The sequence below is a fragment of the Mesorhizobium sp. CA12 genome (genome assembly GCF_020165255.1).
Lineage (GTDB): Bacteria > Pseudomonadota > Alphaproteobacteria > Rhizobiales > Rhizobiaceae > Mesorhizobium.
On the sequence record NZ_JAIUHT010000004.1, the window covers coordinates 315,658 to 333,371 of the forward strand.

The window sequence follows — 17,714 nt, forward strand, 5'->3', positions numbered from 1 at the left end:
CGTCGGCCGCGCGTCTTTCGGGGTGCGCGGCCGACGCCCCTTTTACTTGGCGCGGCCTCTCACGCCCGATCGCGCGCCTTCCTTTAGGGCAGCCTAAGCAAGCAGCTTGTGATGAAAAAATGTGGCAGCGCGAGGCAGGTGCCATTATTTTGCCGCAAGCCTGACATTTCACCTTTTATCTCAAACCGTTAGGTGATCACGTCAGATTTCGTACCGTCGTCATCTTTTGTTCGCTAAATGGGAACGGAAGCGATAGACGACGCATTGTTTCGCGACACGTTAACCGATACGTGTCAGAAAATGGTGCGGTGCACAATTCGGGCATTGAGCACAGACAAGAGTTTGGCGGAGTAGCTGAAGTGTCACTTCTGCAGATCTACTTTAGAGCGCTGGGTTATCTGGCGTCCGACAAGAAGCGCGTTGCGCTGATTTGCGGCGCCAACGTCGCGCTCGCGGCGATCGCGATCCTTGAGCCCATCCTCCTGGGCCGGGTGATCGGTGCCATCTCCGAAAAAGGCGCGGTGTTTTCGACGCTCGCCGTCTGGGCCGCTCTTGGTGCCTTCAACGTCGTCGCCTTCGTGCTGGTGGCGCGCGGCGCCGACCGCTTCGCCCATGCCCGCCGCTCCGAAGTGCTGTGCCAGTCCTTCGAGCGCGTCATCACCATGCCGCTTGCCTGGCACCATCAGCGCGGCACATCCAATTCGCTGCACACGCTGCTGCGCGCGGTCGAGACCCTGTTCAGCTTGTGGCTCGAATTCATGCGCGTGCATCTCTCGACGGCCATCGCGCTGGTGCTGCTGGTCCCAACCGCGCTGTCCATGGACATCCGCATGTCCGTCGTGCTGCTTGGCCTGGGCGTGCTCTATGTCGGTATCGGCCGCCTCGTCATGCGCCGCACCAAGTCGGGGCAGACTGCCGTCGAACGCCACTACCACACCGTGTTTGCCCACGTGACCGACAGCGTCAGCAACGTTGCCGTGCTGCAGAGCTACAATCGCATCGGCCACGAGACTGCGATGCTGAAGCGCTATGTGAAGGATCTGCTCGACGCCCAGAACCCGGTGCTCGACTGGTGGGCGATCGCCAATGCGCTGAACCGTCTGTCGTCGACCATCTCGATGATGATCGTGCTCTCGATCGGCGCTTATCTCGTCACCCGTGGCCAGCTCCGCGTCGGCGATGTCGTTGCCTTCACCGGCTTTGCCGGAATGCTGATCGCCCGTCTCGACCAGATGTCGGCCTTCACCACTCAGATTTCCGAGGCTCGTGCCAAGCTCGAGGAGTTCTATCGCCTCGAGGATTCGGCTGCCGAGACCGCCGAGCCCGACGGATTGCGCGAGTTGACCAACGTCACCGGCCACGTCCGCTTCGAGGATGTCAGCTTCGAGTTCGCCAATTCGGGCCACGGCATCGAGGACGTCTCCTTCGAGGTCCAGGCCGGCCAGACGGTCGCCATCGTCGGCCCGACCGGCGCCGGCAAGACGACGCTCATCAATCTCTTGCAGCGCGTCTTCACACCCGCCAGCGGCCGCATCCTGATCGACGGCATCGACACCCGCACGGTGACCCGCAAGTCGCTACGCCATTCGATCGCCACCGTCTTCCAGGACGCCGGCCTGCTCAACCGCTCGATCGAGGACAACATCCGTGTCGGCCGCGCCGATGCCAGCAATGACGAGGTTCACGCCGCCGCCAATGCCGCCGCCGCCCAGGACTTCATCCTGGCCAAGAGCGGCGGCTACGATACCGTCGTCGGCGAGCGCGGCGGCCAGCTCTCGGGCGGCGAGCGCCAGCGTATCGCCATCGCCCGCGCGGTGCTCAAGGATGCGCCGATCCTGGTGCTCGACGAGGCGACCAGCGCGCTCGACGTCGAAACCGAGGATCGCGTCAAGGAGGCCATCGACGAGCTGCGCCGCAACCGCACGACCTTCATCATCGCCCACCGCCTGACCACGGTCCGCGACGCCGACCTCGTCGTCTTCATGGACAAGGGCAGGGTGGTCGAGATGGGCGGCTTCACCGAGCTGTCGCTGCGCAACGGCCGCTTCGCCGCCCTGCTGCGCGCCGGCGGCCTGCTCAACGACGAGGAAGTCCGCCGCCTCAGCCGTCCGGTGACGGAAGCGGCGTAATCAGCGCCTTTTCCCTTCTCCCCTTGTGGGAGAAGGTGGTCGCGAAGCGGCCGGATGAGGGGTGCTCCAGCTTGGCACCAGCATCCGATCGACAGCCGGGCGCGTTGCTCCCGCACAGTTCGGCGCCTCATTCCGCTGGAGCACCCCCTCATCCGTCTCGGCGCTGCGCGCCGATCCACCTTCTCCCACAAGGGGAGAAGGGAAAGCGCGACACTCCCCCGATTGCCCCAGGCCAATCTCCGGTCTATTTAGGTTGGCATGAGCGACACCACCTCACGCTTGAGCGCCTGGGCCGATCTCGCCAATCCGACGCGCTTCGTCGGCTTGGCGGACAAAGTCGTTCCATGGCTGGCGGCGGTCGCGGCGATCCTGCTCGCCGTCGGCCTCTACATGAGCTTCACCGCGCCGGAGGATTTCCAGCAGGGCATCACCGTGCGCATCATGTATATTCACGTGCCTTTCGCGTGGCTCGCCATGATGTGCTACACGATCATGGCGATCTCGGCGCTGGGCACGCTGGTCTGGCGCCATCCGCTGGCCGATGTGGCCCTGAAAGCGGCGGCCCCGATCGGCGCCACCTTCACTGCGCTGGCGCTGATCACCGGCTCCATCTGGGGCAAGCCGATGTGGGGCACCTGGTGGGTCTGGGACGCGCGGCTGACCTCGGTCTTCGTGCTTTTCCTGATGTATCTCGGCATCATCGCGCTGACCCGCGCGCTGGACGATACCGGCCGCGCCGCCTGGGCTGCCGCCATTATTACGCTGGTCGGCTTCATCAACATCCCGATCATCAAATTCTCGGTCGACTGGTGGAACACGCTGCACCAGCCGGCCTCCGTCTTCCGCCTCGGCGGCCCGACCATAGACCCCTCGATGCTGTGGCCGCTGGCCGTGATGGCGCTCGGCTTCACCGTGCTGTTCTTCGTGCTGCACCTGATGGCGATGCGCACGGAGATTTTCCGCAGGCGCGTGACCGCGATGCGCAGAGTTGCCGCGCGGCAGGCGGAGCGCACTTAACCTTCTCCCCTTGTGGGAGAAGGTGGATCGGCGCGCAGCGCCGAGACGGATGAGGGGTGTTCCAGCGGAGTGAGACGTCTGTGTTGCCTGGAGCACCCCTCATCCGGCCGCTTCGCGGCCACCTTCTCCCACAAGGGGAGAAGGGAAAGGCGCGTTTCACCCCATCCTGCCCCTTGCCGCCACCGGCAGCGTTTCCAGCACCTTGTCGCCGTCGATCAGATGCACCTGGTCGAACAGGTTCGTCACCACGCAGCAATGGTCGGGCACGACGCGCACACGCTCGCCGATGCGCAAGCCGGCGCCGTCGGAGAGCGTGACGGTGCCGTGCTCTTCGCTCAAGCCCGTGACGCGGGCGCCCGGCACGCCGAGCAGTTCGCCGAACTCCGGCAGGCCCAGCGTATCGGACGACAGCGCCTTGCTGCCGCTGTCGAGGATGGCGCGCGTCGCCGTCGGATGGCTGACCACGGTTGCCAGCACGGTCAGCGCGCAGTCGTCGAGCGTTCCGACGCCTTTGGCGACCTGGTAGCGGTCGAGATAGATGTAGGTGCCAGGCCGGTATTCGGTGACGACGCTGTCCTCGCCGGAGCGCCACATGTCCGGCGTGCCGCCGCTGGAGATGCGTTCGCATTCGAGCCCCGCGGCGGCAAGCGCGCCGCGCGCGGTCTTCAGCCAGGCATCGGCCTCGGCGGCGCGACCCGCCGCCGGATAGGTCATCAGCCCGCCGAAGGAGAGGCCTTTCGCCTGATCGATGACCTTTGCCAGCGTCACCGCGTCTTCGGCGCTCTGGACGCCGCAGCGGCCCATGCCGGTGTCGCACTCGACCAGCACCTGCAATGGACGGCCGGCATCGGTGAAAGTGGCGGCAAGGCCTTCCAGCGTCTCGCGGCTGTCCGCCGTCACCGACAGCGTGACGCGGCCATGCAGCGCCTTCAGCCGCTCCAGCTTGGCGCGGCCAAGGATGTTGTAGGGCAGGAAAATATCCTCAAGCCCGGCATCGGCCATCACCTCTGCCTCGCCGATCTTCTGGCAGGTGATGCCGACAGCGCCGGCCGCGACCTGCTTCTTCGCCCAGTAAGGAAGCTTGTGCGTCTTGATATGCGGGCGGAGCTTCAACCCGTGGCGGTCGGCATGCGCCTGCGCCTTTCTGATATTGGCTTCCGCGCGGGCCGCATCGATCAGGATCGCCGGCGTGTCGAGGTCGTCTATGCTTGGCATGGGATCACCGTCCAAAGCATGTCTCCCGAGAGCGGGATCCGGTTTCGGGACAAAGACATGCGCAAAATCGAAAAGTCCGGCTGGGTTTATGGTCCCGATCCGGCCGGATGTCACGGGGCCAGAGCAACGGGTTTGCGTCGACAGCGGACCGGCATTGGGCTATTCGGATGGGCAGATTCAGCAAGGCATCGGCCGGAGGAGAACCACCATGAAGCGCTCCAAGATCAACGACATCATCCGCGAAGCCGACGCCTTCATCCGCTCCTTCGGCTATATCATGCCGCCCTTCGCCTATTGGTCGCCGGAAGAGATGAAGGCGCACAAGGCCGACTCCTCGGCCATCTTCACCTCCCGCCTTGGCTGGGACATCACCGATTACGGCCAGGAGAAGTTCGACGAGCTCGGCCTGTTCCTGTTCACCGTGCGCAACGGCCGCTACGAGGACATGAAGCTCGGCATGGGCATGCTCTATGCCGAAAAGATCATGATCTCGCGCAAGGATCAGCTTTCGCCGATGCACCGCCACAACATCAAGGCCGAGGACATCATCAACCGCGGCGGCGGCAAGCTGGTGCTGGAACTGTTCATGCACGACCGCGACGGCGGCATCGACCCGAAGGCCGAAGTCTCGGTGCCGGTCGACGGCACCATCACCAGATTGCCGGCGGGCGGGCTGCTCAAGCTCGATCCCGGCCAGAGCGTGACGCTGCTGCCCGGCGTCTGGCACGCCTTCTGGGCCGAGGGCAAGGATGTGCTGATCGGCGAGGTCTCGACGGTCAATGACGACCTCACCGACAATGTCTTCCGCGATCCGATCGGCCGCTTCTCCAACATCGACGAGGACGTCGCCCCGCTGCACCTGCTGGTGTCGGATTACGAGAAATGGGTGGGGTAGGCGAGGGACGCTCCGCTACCGCGCGTACTTATCCGCTTTGCGGTTCCCCAGCAGCAGCTTGCGTTCCAGATGCGCCCGGAGCTCGCCGTAATAGGCGGTGAGGAAAGCCTTTGAATCGATCGGCTCGACCCTGGCGCCGATCTTGCGGGCGATGGTCTCCGCCACAGCTTTCAGCGCGGAATAATCGTCGCGGCGCAGCACTTCCTCCAGCTTCTGCAACTCGGCGATGCCATAGGCGTCGAGCTGTGCGGGGCTGAACTGGAAGCGAGCCGCGACCGGGTCCTTGCGCTGCGAAAGGTCTTCGACCAGGGCCACTTTCGGCGCCTCGACCACCCAGGTGCCGGCGAGCAGGTCGCCGATCCTCAGCCGGTCGCGGTTGAACAGCGGAAACAGCGAGAACAGCAACGCCCAGACAAGACCGAAGATGGTCGTCAGCGTGTCGGCGACATCGGCGCTGGCGCGCGCGGCGAGGATCGACAGCGGCAGAAAAACTTCGATCTCGCGCATCAGATTGCGCGCGATGACTTGGTCGATGGTGAGGCCGGCGCCGCTGCGCGACGCGACCCTCACGCCAACCATGCGCTTGCCCGGCGTGGCTGCCCGCCGGCCCGCCTCGAAGGCGATGAAATAGACGTTGCGGAGGAAGAAGATGAAGATGATCCAGACGATGAACAGCGGCTGCGCATCCTGGATACCAAGCCCGGCAAGGCCGAAGATCATCACCAGCGAGACGACCACGCCCGTGATGACGATGATCACTACGTCGAGCAGGAACCCGGAAGCGCGGGTGCCGGCATCCGCGAGCTTGACCCGCAGGTCCACGCCTTCCGGCGTCACCAGCGGACGTGTCAGCGCGGCAGGGTTCTTTACCTTGGCTGTCCTAGCGGTCGCCATGCCGCACCATCCGCAACAGGTAGAAATATGAGATCCAGAGCGCCAGCATGCCGCCGCCGATCGAATAGCGGGCGAGGTCGCTGGTGATCGTCTGCCGGCCGATGCCTTCCAACAGTCCGGCGAAAAGCAGCATCACCGTGACGCCGATCATGGCGGTCGCCGCCACGCGCCCGGCTTGGGCGGCGGCGGCCATGCGGGTGAGTTCGCCGGGAAAGGCGATGCTGGTGCCGATGCGCATGCCGGCCGCGCCCGCAATGGCGATGGCGAACAGCTCCGTCGTGCCGTGGATCGAAAGCCAGCCGCCGAGCTCGAAGCCCAGGCCCTTGGCGGCATAGATCTGGAAAATGGCGCCGAGCATGCAGCCATTCATCAGGATGATCAGCACGCTCGGCACGGCGAAGGCAAAACCCAGCGCGAAGGCCAGGATCGAGACCTGCGTGTTGTGCGTGAAGAGATAAGCGGCAAAGCCCGACAGGAAATGATCGCCGCCGCCGTAAAGCACGCTGCGCAGCGTCTCGGCCGACGAATCCGGGTTGCGCCCGCCGGCCAGGCTCGGTGCGATGATGGCGTCGTACCAGCGCTTGTCCGATGCGACCAGCCAATAGCCGGCAATGGCACCGATGACGGTGAGCCCGACCGATGTCCATACTTCGCGCCAAAGGTCGCGGATCGCCGCCGGCCAGTCGTGCAGGAAGAAATCGCCGATGCGCGTTCTCAAGCTCCGCCGCGCGCCATAGAGATAGAAATAACCGCGCAGGCAGAGTGCCTCGAGATAGGCGATCAACGCGCTGTCGAGCGAGGTCGCGCGCGCCACCGAAAGCGACGACAGCGCCGAACGATAGAGGAGCGGCAACGACAGTAATTCGTCTTCCGAGAGCGCGCGCGGCGCGCGTTTTTCGACGCGCGCGAGCAGCGCCTCGAAGGCTTTCCAGTCGGCCTCGCGCTCCTGGCGGAAGCTTGCCAGCGACTGGCGCACGGAATCGGTGCCGGCGGACAGCGTCATAAGAGGTTCTCCTCCTTGAGCTGGATATAGCGCTCGACCAGCGCCGGACCGAGCCGCTGGTGGTCGGCCTCGATGACATGCGCGCCAAGCAGCCTGAGCCTGCCGGCCACCACCTGCCGCTGCCGCAACAGGTCGCCGGCGGTGACGGAGCGGGCGACATCTTCGGGTGCAGCCGGCGCCATGTCGGCCAGCGTTTCGAGTTCCACATCCTTCATCAGCATGAACAGCACCAGATGCCGCTCGGTCAGCCGGCCGACGGTGCGCAGCATCAATTCGGCGCTGATCGGATCGACGAAATCGGTGAAGACGATGACCAGCGAGCGCCGGTCGAGCTTCGCCGAAAGCGTGGTGAGCGCCAGGGTGAAGTTGGTCTCCTCGGTCGAATAGTCGATCTCGGCGGCGCGCTTCTGGATCATGGTGAAGCTCGGCGAGCCGCGCACCGCGCCGCTCGATACGCGCGGCCTGGCATCGAAGGAAAACAGGCTGACGAGGTCGCCGCCCTTGAGCGCGATGAAGGCCGACAGAAGCGCCGCCGTCACCGCGCGGTCGACCTTCGGTACCCCGTCGACCGGCTCGCACATCAGCCGGCCGCTATCGATGGCCAGAACGATGTTGTTGTTCTCCTCGATCCGGAACTCGCGCGCCAGCAGCTTGCCGTGCCGGGCGCTGCGCTTCCAGTCGATCATGCGCCGGCCCATGCCGGGCTGGTAGTCCTTCAGCGACTCGAACTCGCGGCCCTGGCCGGCGCGCTTCTGCGTATGGCCGTCGGCAAGGGCCGAGCGCTGCAAGAGCGTGATCGCCTCGTCGCGCGCGCTGTTGACATTTGGCAGCACCGCGACCTTGCGGTCGACCGGCAACACGACCTGGTTCCAGATCAGTCCGAACGGACCCTGCCAGCGCAGCCAGAGACGGTCGAAGCCGGCGATGCCGCGGCGGATGGCCTCGAATTCGAGATCGAGCGTGCCGCCATTGGCCGGCAGCGCGCCGCCGGTGCCGGCCAATGGCTGGACCCGCTGGTCGTGCCCGACACGCGCCTGCAGGCGGCGCAGCCTTGCGCCGGCACCGGCCGCCACGTGCAGCGTGAAGCGCCCGCCGACGCCGACCTGCGGCGGCGCCGTCAGCGTGGCGTTGAGCGAGGCGCGACCCCTGCCTGCGGCTGCGTCCACCGCCAGGAATGCAAGCAGCAGGCAGATCCACAACAGGCCGAGATACCAGACATGCGGCAATGCGAGCGCGATCAGGAAGGCGGGGATCGCCCCCGCCGCAGCTGCCCAGACCGCTCGGCCGCTCGGATAGATCAACGCGGCGCTTCCGTATTGTCGACGAGGTCTGAGACGATCTGCTCGACCAGCCGCCCGTCGATCTGCGCGGCCGGCGAGAGAACGACACGGTGACGCAGCGCCGGTACTGCCAGCGCCTTGACGTCGTCGGGGATGACATAGTTGCGGCCGTCGAGCGTCGCCCGGGCGCGCGCGGCTCTCGCCAGCATGGCGCCCGCGCGTGGACTCGCTCCCACTTCCAGGTCAGGGCTTTCGCGCGTGCCGCGCACAAGTGCCGCGATATAGCCGACGACGTCGTCGACCAGCGTGACGTCGCCGACCGTGGCCAGCGCCGCTTCCAGCGTCTCGCGGTCAGTCCGCGCCTTGATGCCGTATTGCTCGATATCATGCGAGGCCGAGCCGCCGCCGTGACGGACGATGATGGCGCGCTCTTCGGTGAGATCCGGATAGCTCACCCGATGCTTGAACAGGAAGCGGTCGAGCTGCGCTTCGGGCAGCGGATAGACGCCCTGATGCTCGATGGGGTTCTGCGTCGCCACCACCATGAAATTCCGGCCGAGCGAATGCGTGGTGCCGTCGAAGGTGACGGCATGCTCCTGCATGGCCTCGAGCAGCGCGGCTTGCGTCTTCGGAGGCGTGCGGTTGATTTCGTCGGCGAGCAAAAGGTCGCAGAAGATCGGGCCGCGCGTCAGCGTGAACTGCCCGGTCTGGAAGTTATAGATGTTGGCGCCGACGATATCGCCGGGCATCAAGTCGGGCGTGAACTGGATGCGGCCATAGGCGACGCCAAGCGCCTGCGCGAAGCAGCGCGCCGTCATCGTCTTGGCGGTGCCGGGCGGGCCTTCGAGCAGGATATGCCCGCCGGCAAACAGCGCCGTCAGCATCAGGTCGACCGTGTCGCGCTGGCCGGTGATCGCTTTTGCCACTTCTTCCCTGATCGCGTTCGCCAGGGTCTTCACTTCATCGACGTTCAATGAGCCTCCTTGCCGTCCAGTCATGCAGCTTTTCGGCTGCTTCGTGCATTGCGGCCAGATTGTTGGAATCGTGTACTGCCCTGAAGCGGGCGGTGAAGCCGTGCTGTTCTTCCTTGTCGCGGGAATCGAGCCAGCGGTCGAGCGCCTCGCCCTGCAGCCCGTGCGGCGCGCCGAGCAGGACGGCCGCGCGCTGGCGCATCAGCGTTGCGTAACGGTCGCCAAGCTCCTGCAGCCGCCCGGCGCGCTTCAAAAGCATCGCCGTGGTGTCGACCAGCGCCCGCTTGCCGAAGGCGATGGCGCGCCCCTCCGCGCGCGGTGGGCCGAAGCGGCCGAGCCCGTGCAGGAAGGCGAGCGCGGCCGCCACAAGCACCGACAGCGTCAGCGCCAGGAAAGGCGGTTCGATCAGCAGCTTGGCAAGATCGTAGTTGCCGCCGATGCCGTGCAGCGTCAGATCGAACATGACGGCTCCCTTGGCGGGCTCCAGCATGGCGATGATGTCGAGCGCGGCGGCCGCCTTCTGCTCGTCCTTCAGCGCGGCATTGTTGAGGAAATCGGGATCGGTGAGGATGTAGAAGGGTTCGTTGTCGAGCTCGGTCAGGATAGCCCTGCCATCGCCCGCCGCGATCAGCGGATGGTCGTCCGCCACCCATTGCAGCTCCTCCGGCGCGGCCACCATGCGGCCGGCGATGTTGATCTGCGAGAGCGTGTTCTTGGCCTCGCCGAGCTTGGCTTTGGCGATGCGGCCGAGCCAGTCGTTGACGACGTTGTTGGGCAGCCGCTCGACCTTTTCCTCCCAGCCTTCGTGGCTGAACAAGGGAAAGGTCTGCCATTTGGGCAGGATAAAGAGCGTGTCCTTGCCCGCGCGAAGCTTGATGAGGCGATCGAGCGCGGCCGGGTCGCTGCCCGGCGCGATGGTGACGACGAGCAGGAAGGTCGACGCCAGGGGGGACGCGAGGTCCTTCTCGCCGCGCTCCATCGGCGGCGCCTGTCCGTTGGTGAGCTTCAGCCATTCGACAAGCCCGGCATAGCCGGTGCCGCCCTTCGAGAACGGCGTGGCACCGCCCTGGGGCTGGCGGAAATCCGGCGCATAGGTGGACAGCAGGAAAAATCCGGCCGCCGCCAGCAGGCTGGCGAAAATGCCCCAGAACAGCGTCTTGCGGCTGAACGGTTCTTGCACTGCGCCTGTCATCTGCGCGGTCATGCCCAGGCATCTCGGAAGGCGAACCGCTCATAGGCTCCGCGCGCCTGCTGCCAGCCTTCGACCCCGACGGGTCGGCGGGCAAACAAGGCGGCCTCGACGATGCGGGCGATCTCGCTGAAGGCGGCGCGGGGCCGGGTGGGGATCAAACCGGCGGCGGCGATGTCACGTGCGGTGAGCGATGGGCGCAGGAAATCGGGCAGCCGGGTGGCGATGTCTGAGACGCTGCGGCGCAACAGTAGATGCACTGCCTCGTCATACTCGCCGCGCGCGGCGAGCGCATCGGCCTCGGAGAGCAGGACCTGGGCAGCTCCCGCGTCAGGGCGCCACTCTTCCTTCGCTTCGGTCTCTCCGCGTTTCCGCCGCCATGGCAGGCGCCAGGCAATGCCTTTCGCCTCGAGGAAAAGCAGAAAAGCAATGATCGCGACGCCGATGATGACCGCGCCCCAGAAGAGATAGATCATATAGGGACCGAGCTTCGCCAAGCCGTCCAGAAGCGGCTTCAGCCACTCCGGCGGCTCGGGCCGCGCATAGGTCGGCAAGGCGAACTGGATCGAATCGTCCCTGAGCAGTTGCTTGTGCAGCTGCGCCAGCCGTCCGGCCTCTTCCGTCCCTGCGGCTGTCACCCGCTCGTTCCCCCTGCAACCTGCGGTTTGGGGCCGACACTGGCAATACGCCATGACAATTGCAAGCGCACTGGACGTAGCCTTTCAATCTTGGCAAATTTACTTTGAAGTCGCCGATGAACGCAGCGGTGACTCGGGGGAAAATTATCATGACGACTGCAACATTGGGACGACCCGGCCGATTCGAGATCGGCAGGGTATTCAGCAACACCTTCGGAGTGATTGGCCGAAACCTCGGACTTTGCGTTGGGTTGGCGGCTTTGTTTTCCGGTCTGCCGGCATTGCTCATCAGGCTGTGGACCCAGCCGCAGATCGACGCCATGATGCAGCGCGACCCCGGCACCATGGCCGACCCAGGCGCCATGTTTCGCAATTCCTACATCACCATCATCGCCGGGTTGATTTCGTTCGTGTGCGCGCTGCTGCTGCAGTCGGCGCTGGTGCGGGCGACCATCGAGGACCTCAATGGCAAGCGTCCGTCCTTTGGTGACTGCATCCAGATTGCGATCCGCTTTCTGCTGCCGACGCTTGGCATCGGCCTGCTCGTCGGTCTCGGTGCGGGTATCGGCCTGATGCTGTTGATCGTGCCGGGCATTATCCTCTGGCTCGGCTGGTCGATGTCGGTGCCGGTCCTGATCCAGGAGCGGCGGGGCGTGTTCGGCTCGATGTCGCGCAGCCGGGTCCTCACCAAGGGCAGCCGCTGGGGACTTTTCGGTCTGTTCCTCATTCTCGTCATCATCGCGATGATCATCCAGTGGGGGATGCTGCTCGTTCTGGTGCTGTTCGGAGGCATCATCGCCGAGATCGGCGCCGCGCTGGTGCAGACGGTGGTCTCGATGGTGCTCTCGATCGCAACCGCGGTGAGCTATGTCGAGCTGCGCCAGGCGAAAGAAGGCGCAAGCATCGACGAACTGGCGGAGATATTCTCCTAGGCAGCAGAGATCACCCGATGGCTTTGGAAAGCCCAGGTGCAGCCGGTAAATTCCGGCTGGGCGGGGTAGTCGGCAATGCGCTCTCGTTCATCGGACGGAATCCAGTTCTCTCGCTGGCGGTCGCCGTGTGCTTTTTCGCCCTGCCGTCGCGACGACCACATACATAGCCTTGCGGCTGACGAAGGAGGGCGGTGGCGTCGACAAACTGTTGGCCGTCTTTTCCTAGCAATCGGCGCCGCCGACGCAATCTGAGCTGAAGGCAATCGCTGGCAAATGGCAGACGGCCGACGCGACGGGAAGGTCGCGCCGGCCGCTCGCTCCTGGGAGGATCAGGACTCCAGCCACACCGTCTCGAAATGCTGCTCAAGCGCCTGGTGCTGTTCGCAGCCCTGCACGCCCTTGCGATAGGTGCGGTAGACCGAGCGCCAATAGGGCTGGACGATGATGCCGGAGTCGCGCAGGTTGGTCTCGATCTTGGCCATGATCTCCTTGCGCTGGGTGGCATCCGGCGTTGCAAGCGCCTTGTCGAGAAGCTCGTCGAACTCCTTGTTCGCATAGGCGCTTTCGTTCCAGGCGTCGCCCGATTTGTAGGCCAAAGCCAGCACCTGCACGCCGAGCGGGCGGCCGAGCCATTCGGTGCAGGAATAGGGGAACTTGGCCCAGTCGTTCCAGAAGGTCGCGGCCGGCAGCACGGTGCGCTTGATCTTCAGGCCGGCCTCGCGGATTTGCGCGGCAATCGCGTCGGCGGTGCTCTTTTGCCATTCGACGTCGACCGAGATCAGCTCATATTCGTGGTCGGCCTTGCCGGATTCCGAAATAAGCTTCTTGGCCTGTTCGACATCGCGTTTGGCCGGGCCGATATCGGCGAATTCCGGATGCATCGGGCCGACATGGTGGTTGTCGGCGGGCTTGCCGCGGCCGTCGAGCCCGAGCTTCAGGACGGCCGCATTGTCGACGGCAAGCTGGGCGGCGCGGCGCACCTTGAGGTCGTCATAGGGCGCGTTGGAGACATTGAAGCGCGCGACGATGGTCGAGCCGGTGGCGATCTCGGAATTCTGCAGGCCCATCTGGTCGGTCTGCGACACGGCATCCGCCGTGGTCTCGTGGTCGGTGTCGATCTCTCCGGACTCGAAGGCGGACAGCGTGGCGTTGGGATCGGAGCCGTAGTCGACCCATTTTATGCCGTCGAGATAGAATTCGCCCTTCCACCAGGGCTTGTCCTTGCGCTTCACCTCCGCGCCCGTCTCGGCGTCCCAACTCACCAGCTCGCAAGGGCCGGTAGTGATGGCCAAAGCCTTCTTCGGATCGGCATCGCCTTCATAGGAGCGGTGCATGATCAGCGCCGGGTAATCGGCCATGCCGGCGATCAGCGAGATGTCGGGCTTGGGCAGGTTGAGCTTGACGGTGTAGTCATCGACCTTCTGGATGCCGCCGTCGACAGGTTTCTTGGTGTCGGCATTGACCAGCGCGCCCATGCGCGCGGCGACCGAATTGCCGGCGACCGAGGCATCGCACCAGCGGTTGAGGTTGTGGATCACGTCCTCGGCGTTGAAAATGTCGCCGTTCGACCAGGTGATGCCCTTGCGCACATTGAGGGTGATCGTCTTGGCGTCGTCGCTGGTCTCCCAGCTTTCCAGCAGCCAGGGCTCGAAGGAGAAGTCGGTTTTCCAGCGCACCAGATATTCGTTGCACTGACGCGCGACATTTGACATCTCGACGCCGTCGAAGGTGCGCGGATCCTTAAAGCCCTTGACGTTCATCGCGACGCGCAGCACGCCGCCCTTTTTCGGCTCGGCGGCGCGGGCAGGCGAGGCAGCGATCCCGCCCAGGGCGAAGGCCCCTGCGGTGCTGACGCCGAAGCCGGCCATCAAGGCCAGATATTCGCGCCGGCTGATCGCGCCCTTCTTGAAATCGTCGGCGATCGGCTTGGCACGCGGGTGCAGTTTTCTGTCGGTCAGCATGAATTTCATCGTCGTTCCCTCTGTTGTTGGGCGCTCCGGGCCGCCATGCGGGGGCGGATGCGTCCGCCGGAGCGCCGTTGCCTGCGAGGGAATGATAGGTCCGCTTTCCGCCACGAAATGGTTTGGTTTCCGCAGTTCTTGTGCGCTGTTCCGCAGGTAACCAAGCTTAGGTTCCTCTCCCCCGCCGAAGGCGGGGGAGAGGTGGCCGCGAAGCGGACGGAGAGGGGGCCTTCGTAGGGCGCTCCCCTCTCCGTCTCGGCTTCGCCGAGCCACCTCTCCCCACTTCGTGGGGCGAGGAACCTTGATCTTCCGGGGCCGCGGTCCTTCACCGGCCCTCTGCCCTGCAGGATCTCTCTCAAGACTCCAGGGGAAGATCAGCGCTCCGTCGCTGCGCCGAGCGCGTGAACATCAGCAACAATCCTCGCGAACGCCTCCGCCGCGCGCGGCACCGTCATCCTTGCCCGCAAGAAACTGTGCACCAGCCTCGGCTCCTCGCGCCACCAGGCGTGGCCGCCGGCGACAAGGATGCGCTCGCGATAGACTTCGCCGTCCGACGACAGCGGATCGCATTCGGCGGTGACGATGATCGTCGGCGGCAGGCCGGAGAAATCGTGGTCTCGAAGCGGCGAGAACGTTGGATCGTCCTGTGACTGCCCGGGCGCGGACCGGATGCGACGGTAGAACTCGATGTCGCTGACGCTGAGCAGCGGCGCTTCGGCATGCTCGACATAAGAGCGACCGATTTCGTCGCCGCCCAGCTCCGGATAGATCAACATCTGGCCAACAGCGTGCCTTTCACGGCGCCGCGTCGCTTGCGCCACCGCGGCGGCGAGATTGCCGCCGGCGCTTTCGCCGCAAAGCACAATCGGCAGTGTGCTCGCCGCCGCGACCCGCTCGAACACGGCCAGCGCATCTTCGAAGGAGGCGGGGTGCAGATGCTCCGGCGCCAGCCGGTAGTCGGCCGAGACCACCTCGAAACCGGTGCCGGCGCAGATCTCGGCGCAGATGTCGTCATGGCTATCGAGGTCGCCAAGGACAAAACCGCCGCCATGATAATAGACGACGGTCGCCGCCGCCCCCTTGCCCGCCATGCGATAGTGCCGCACCGGGATCGGATGCGTCGCCGTCGCGACGAGGCCGTCTTTAGTCGTGACGCCTTCGGGACGAGCCTGATGAAAAGCCGCGCACATCCGATTGTAGACCGCGCGCTGCTTCTCGATCGGCGCGGCGACGATCTCCGGCGGGTACCAGCTGTTGACCTCGTCGACATAATCCCACAACTCCGGATCGAGCCGGTCGGCATATTGGCCGCGGCTCGACCGATCGGTTTGGGCTTTAGTCACTGCCGTCAAAGCTCGGCGTATAGCTGCGCAGCGTTCTCGAAGGTGAAGCGCAGCGGCACCGAGCCCTCGACCTGCCACACCTTCACGGTGTCTCCCGCCAACAGCCGGCAGGCGTCGAGCGTGTTGGTGACGGCGCCGCCATAGAGGCGGTTGGCGAGGTTGAGGATGCCGGTCTGGTGCATGGCGGCACTGGCGCTGCCGCAGGCATCCTTGACCAAAAGCACGCGAAAGCCGCGCGCTACCGCGTCCTTCACCGTCGCGTCGATGCAGGCCTCGGTCCAAATGCCCGCAATCACCAGCCATTCGATGCCCGAGGTCTTGAGCTTGTCGCCAAAATCGTTCCTGGCGAAGGCGCTGGCTTCCTGCTTGACCAGCGTGGCTTCGCCATTTTGCGGCGCCACTTCATGGCAGATTACGGTCAGCGGGTCGTCCTTGTCGGAAAAGGCCGATTTGCCGCTTTCATCGACTGGGTGGAACGGCCGTGCCGCGGCGAGATCGACGATATACGCCCAATGATAGAGCGGCACGAAGTTGCGCCGCGCCGCCTCCTGCAGGCGCTGCACATTGGCGAGGATGTCGGCAAAACCCTCGACCAGATAGCGCTTGTCCTTGCGATGCTCCTCCTGGAGATCGATGAACACCGCGGCCACTGTACCGCGTCGGATGGAAACGGGTGTTTTCATGCGGAATGTGCTGTCGATGCGTAGGCGCTAATTGTCAAGAAACTCGTCTTCATACGGAAACCGCGAAAGCAATTCCGTGCCGGTCTCGGTAATGAGAATCTCATCCTCGAGCTTGACGCCCTCGCGACCGCCTTTCTCGCCGATATAGCTTTCCACGCTCACCACCATGCCGGGCACGATGATGCCATCGCGGCCATAGGTCTCGTAGTCCATCGCGTGCGCGATGAAAGGCGTCTCACCATGCATGCCGACGCCATGCATGACCGAGGTGTAGCGCTGGTCGACGAAGCGGTCCGGGATCTTCCAGGCTTTTTCGGCGATCTCGCGGAACGCCATGCCGGGCTTCACGATCGAGATGTTGTGCTGCACCTGGTCGTGCGCCATGCGGTAAAGCGATTTCTGATAGGGCGTCGGCTTGCCCGGGCCGCAGCGGAAGGTGCGCGAGAAGTCGGAATAATAGCCGTAGCAGCCGATCGTGTCGGTATCGAGCGCCAGCAACTCGCCCGGCCTGATCTTGCGCCCGCTCGCCTCATTGAACCACGGGTTGGTACGCTGTCCCGAGGTGAGCAGCCGGGTCTCGATGAACTCGCCGCCTTGCCGGATCACCTCGCCATACATGATGGCGAACAGCTCGTTCTCGGAAACGCCAGGCTTGATCGCCTCGCGCACCGCCGCCACCGCGGCCTCGGCGCCCGCCATCGAGGCCAGCAGGCATTTGACTTCCTCCGGCGTCTTGACCGCGCGCACCGCCAGTATCTCGCCCTGGCAGTCCTTCACCTCGCAGCCGCGCTTTTCCAGCGCCAGCGCCTGCAGATGGCTGCAGCGGTCGAGCCCGAGCTTCATCGAGCCGCCGCCATGCTTCTTCAGAAGCTCGGCGATCTCGTCGGCGAACGGCCCGGCGGTCTCGTCGTCGCGGCCCGACACCGACGACCAGACGAGCTTGGACGGCCGCGCCTCGTCGATCGTGTCGAGCACCATCGAGACATGATAGCTCTGCGGATATTCGAACAGCACCACCGGCCCTTCGGTGGGCACGAAGAAATAGCGCGTCGAGTTGCGCAGGAAATAGCCGAACATGTTGCGCGAGCCGGTGGCGTAGCGCTGGTTGTATGGATCGAACAAAACGACGCCGCCATAACCCGCCTCGCGCATCCAGGCGCGCAGCTTGGCCAGCCGCCCCTTGCGCAGCGCGTCGGCGTCGATGAAGGACGGCTCCGTGTCCGAAAGCCACATGCCGCCGGCCGGATCGGCCGCGACGGGATGGCGCATGCGGTCCTTGAAGTCCACATCCTCGGTGCTGTCGGGGTCGAATACGACGATGCTCATGGCAGGCCTCCTGTTGCGGAGAACATAGCCGGGTACGGTTTTAGGCTTGTGCGGAATTCCGCGATTGTCGTGCCGGATGCCGCATCAAAACTTCGTCATTCTAGGGCGAGCAAGGAGCGAAGCGACGCAGCGCAGACCATAGAATCCTGTGTGTTGGTTCTGGTGTATGGTTGAAGTGGGAAGGAGACCGAATGAATCCTGGTCGTCCTTTCGGACAGGCCGTGGCATGGCTCGGTCC

General features: G+C 64.8%; 15 protein-coding genes. 4 read left to right on the forward strand and 11 right to left on the reverse strand.

Going from position 1 to position 17,714, the window contains the following annotated elements:
- The first annotated feature begins 359 nt into the window (after nucleotides 1-359).
- Together LB520_RS10350 and LB520_RS10355 are read left to right on the forward strand one after the other, a co-directional pair.
- Nucleotides 360-2,129: a glucan ABC transporter ATP-binding protein/ permease gene (locus LB520_RS10350; protein WP_224637421.1), complete on the forward strand. Its 1,770-nt coding sequence runs from the start codon at nucleotides 360-362 to the stop codon at nucleotides 2,127-2,129.
- Between the two features lie 258 nt (nucleotides 2,130-2,387).
- Nucleotides 2,388-3,146 carry a heme ABC transporter permease gene (locus LB520_RS10355; protein WP_224637422.1) on the forward strand — a complete coding sequence of 253 codons (759 nt, stop codon included), beginning with the start codon at nucleotides 2,388-2,390 and terminating at the stop codon, nucleotides 3,144-3,146.
- Nucleotides 3,147-3,302: 156 nt separating this feature from the next.
- On the opposite strand, the gene LB520_RS10360 is transcribed toward LB520_RS10355, so the two are convergent.
- The gene (locus LB520_RS10360; RefSeq protein ID WP_224637423.1) at nucleotides 3,303-4,361 is read right to left on the reverse strand and encodes a D-TA family PLP-dependent enzyme; all 1,059 of its coding nucleotides are present in this window, start codon (nucleotides 4,359-4,361) and stop codon (nucleotides 3,303-3,305) included.
- Between the two features lie 208 nt (nucleotides 4,362-4,569).
- Here LB520_RS10360 and LB520_RS10365 point away from each other — a divergent pair, with 208 nt between their 5' ends.
- Nucleotides 4,570-5,256, forward strand: coding sequence for a D-lyxose/D-mannose family sugar isomerase (locus LB520_RS10365; RefSeq protein WP_140751661.1), 687 nt, complete (start codon nucleotides 4,570-4,572; stop codon nucleotides 5,254-5,256).
- A 15-nt stretch (nucleotides 5,257-5,271) separates the two neighbouring features.
- Here the strand turns inward: LB520_RS10365 and LB520_RS10370 are convergent, their stop codons facing one another.
- Genes LB520_RS10370 through LB520_RS10395 form a run of 6 tightly spaced genes read right to left on the reverse strand, consistent with a single transcriptional unit; the run spans nucleotide 5,272 to nucleotide 11,231 of the window.
- On the reverse strand, nucleotides 5,272-6,150 hold the full coding sequence (locus LB520_RS10370; protein ID WP_224637424.1) for an RDD family protein: 879 nt from the start codon (nucleotides 6,148-6,150) through the stop codon (nucleotides 5,272-5,274).
- On the reverse strand, nucleotides 6,137-7,153 hold the full coding sequence (locus LB520_RS10375; protein ID WP_140704101.1) for a stage II sporulation protein M: 1,017 nt from the start codon (nucleotides 7,151-7,153) through the stop codon (nucleotides 6,137-6,139). Before LB520_RS10375 ends, LB520_RS10370 begins: the two co-directional genes overlap by 14 nt.
- Nucleotides 7,150-8,454, reverse strand: coding sequence for a DUF58 domain-containing protein (locus LB520_RS10380; protein ID WP_224637425.1), 1,305 nt, complete (start codon nucleotides 8,452-8,454; stop codon nucleotides 7,150-7,152). Before LB520_RS10380 ends, LB520_RS10375 begins: the two co-directional genes overlap by 4 nt.
- Nucleotides 8,451-9,407, reverse strand: coding sequence for an AAA family ATPase (locus tag LB520_RS10385; RefSeq protein ID WP_224601744.1), 957 nt, complete (start codon nucleotides 9,405-9,407; stop codon nucleotides 8,451-8,453). Before LB520_RS10385 ends, LB520_RS10380 begins: the two co-directional genes overlap by 4 nt.
- Nucleotides 9,394-10,608, reverse strand: coding sequence for a DUF4350 domain-containing protein (locus LB520_RS10390; protein ID WP_224637426.1), 1,215 nt, complete (start codon nucleotides 10,606-10,608; stop codon nucleotides 9,394-9,396). The genes LB520_RS10385 and LB520_RS10390 overlap by 14 nt, the downstream gene beginning before the upstream one ends.
- Nucleotides 10,605-11,231: a DUF4129 domain-containing protein gene (locus tag LB520_RS10395; RefSeq protein ID WP_224637427.1), complete on the reverse strand. Its 627-nt coding sequence runs from the start codon at nucleotides 11,229-11,231 to the stop codon at nucleotides 10,605-10,607. The genes LB520_RS10390 and LB520_RS10395 overlap by 4 nt, the downstream gene beginning before the upstream one ends.
- A gap of 149 nt (nucleotides 11,232-11,380) precedes the next feature.
- Here LB520_RS10395 and LB520_RS10400 point away from each other — a divergent pair, with 149 nt between their 5' ends.
- Nucleotides 11,381-12,163, forward strand: coding sequence for a hypothetical protein (locus LB520_RS10400; protein ID WP_224637428.1), 783 nt, complete (start codon nucleotides 11,381-11,383; stop codon nucleotides 12,161-12,163).
- Between the two features lie 329 nt (nucleotides 12,164-12,492).
- Here the strand turns inward: LB520_RS10400 and LB520_RS10405 are convergent, their stop codons facing one another.
- From LB520_RS10405 to LB520_RS10420, 4 genes are all read right to left on the reverse strand, one after another.
- Complete coding sequence (locus tag LB520_RS10405) at nucleotides 12,493-14,133, reverse strand: ABC transporter substrate-binding protein (RefSeq protein ID WP_224637429.1); 1,641 nt, start codon at nucleotides 14,131-14,133, stop codon at nucleotides 12,493-12,495.
- A 365-nt stretch (nucleotides 14,134-14,498) separates the two neighbouring features.
- On the reverse strand, nucleotides 14,499-15,476 hold the full coding sequence (locus tag LB520_RS10410) for an alpha/beta hydrolase (RefSeq protein WP_263483668.1): 978 nt from the start codon (nucleotides 15,474-15,476) through the stop codon (nucleotides 14,499-14,501).
- On the reverse strand, nucleotides 15,473-16,150 hold the full coding sequence (locus tag LB520_RS10415; protein WP_224637431.1) for an isochorismatase family protein: 678 nt from the start codon (nucleotides 16,148-16,150) through the stop codon (nucleotides 15,473-15,475). The genes LB520_RS10410 and LB520_RS10415 overlap by 4 nt, the downstream gene beginning before the upstream one ends.
- A gap of 27 nt (nucleotides 16,151-16,177) precedes the next feature.
- Nucleotides 16,178-17,476, reverse strand: a complete 1,299-nt coding sequence (locus LB520_RS10420; protein WP_224637432.1) for a M24 family metallopeptidase — start codon at nucleotides 17,474-17,476, stop codon at nucleotides 16,178-16,180.
- Between the last annotated feature and the right edge of the window lie 238 nt (nucleotides 17,477-17,714).

What these genes read in the sequence shown, in the direction of transcription:
- LB520_RS10390 (WP_224637426.1), bottom strand. Translation starts at nt 10,608, where the DNA reads ATGACCGCGCAGATGACAGGCGCAGTGCAAGAACCGTTCAGCCGCAAG.
- LB520_RS10360 (WP_224637423.1), bottom strand. Translation starts at nt 4,361, where the DNA reads ATGCCAAGCATAGACGACCTCGACACGCCGGCGATCCTGATCGATGCG.
- LB520_RS10370 (WP_224637424.1), bottom strand. Translation starts at nt 6,150, where the DNA reads ATGGCGACCGCTAGGACAGCCAAGGTAAAGAACCCTGCCGCGCTGACA.
- LB520_RS10415 (WP_224637431.1), bottom strand. Translation starts at nt 16,150, where the DNA reads ATGAAAACACCCGTTTCCATCCGACGCGGTACAGTGGCCGCGGTGTTC.
- LB520_RS10355 (WP_224637422.1), top strand. Translation starts at nt 2,388, where the DNA reads ATGAGCGACACCACCTCACGCTTGAGCGCCTGGGCCGATCTCGCCAAT.
- LB520_RS10405 (WP_224637429.1), bottom strand. Translation starts at nt 14,133, where the DNA reads ATGAAATTCATGCTGACCGACAGAAAACTGCACCCGCGTGCCAAGCCG.
- LB520_RS10365 (WP_140751661.1), top strand. Translation starts at nt 4,570, where the DNA reads ATGAAGCGCTCCAAGATCAACGACATCATCCGCGAAGCCGACGCCTTC.
- LB520_RS10420 (WP_224637432.1), bottom strand. Translation starts at nt 17,476, where the DNA reads ATGAGCATCGTCGTATTCGACCCCGACAGCACCGAGGATGTGGACTTC.
- LB520_RS10375 (WP_140704101.1), bottom strand. Translation starts at nt 7,153, where the DNA reads ATGACGCTGTCCGCCGGCACCGATTCCGTGCGCCAGTCGCTGGCAAGC.
- LB520_RS10400 (WP_224637428.1), top strand. Translation starts at nt 11,381, where the DNA reads ATGACGACTGCAACATTGGGACGACCCGGCCGATTCGAGATCGGCAGG.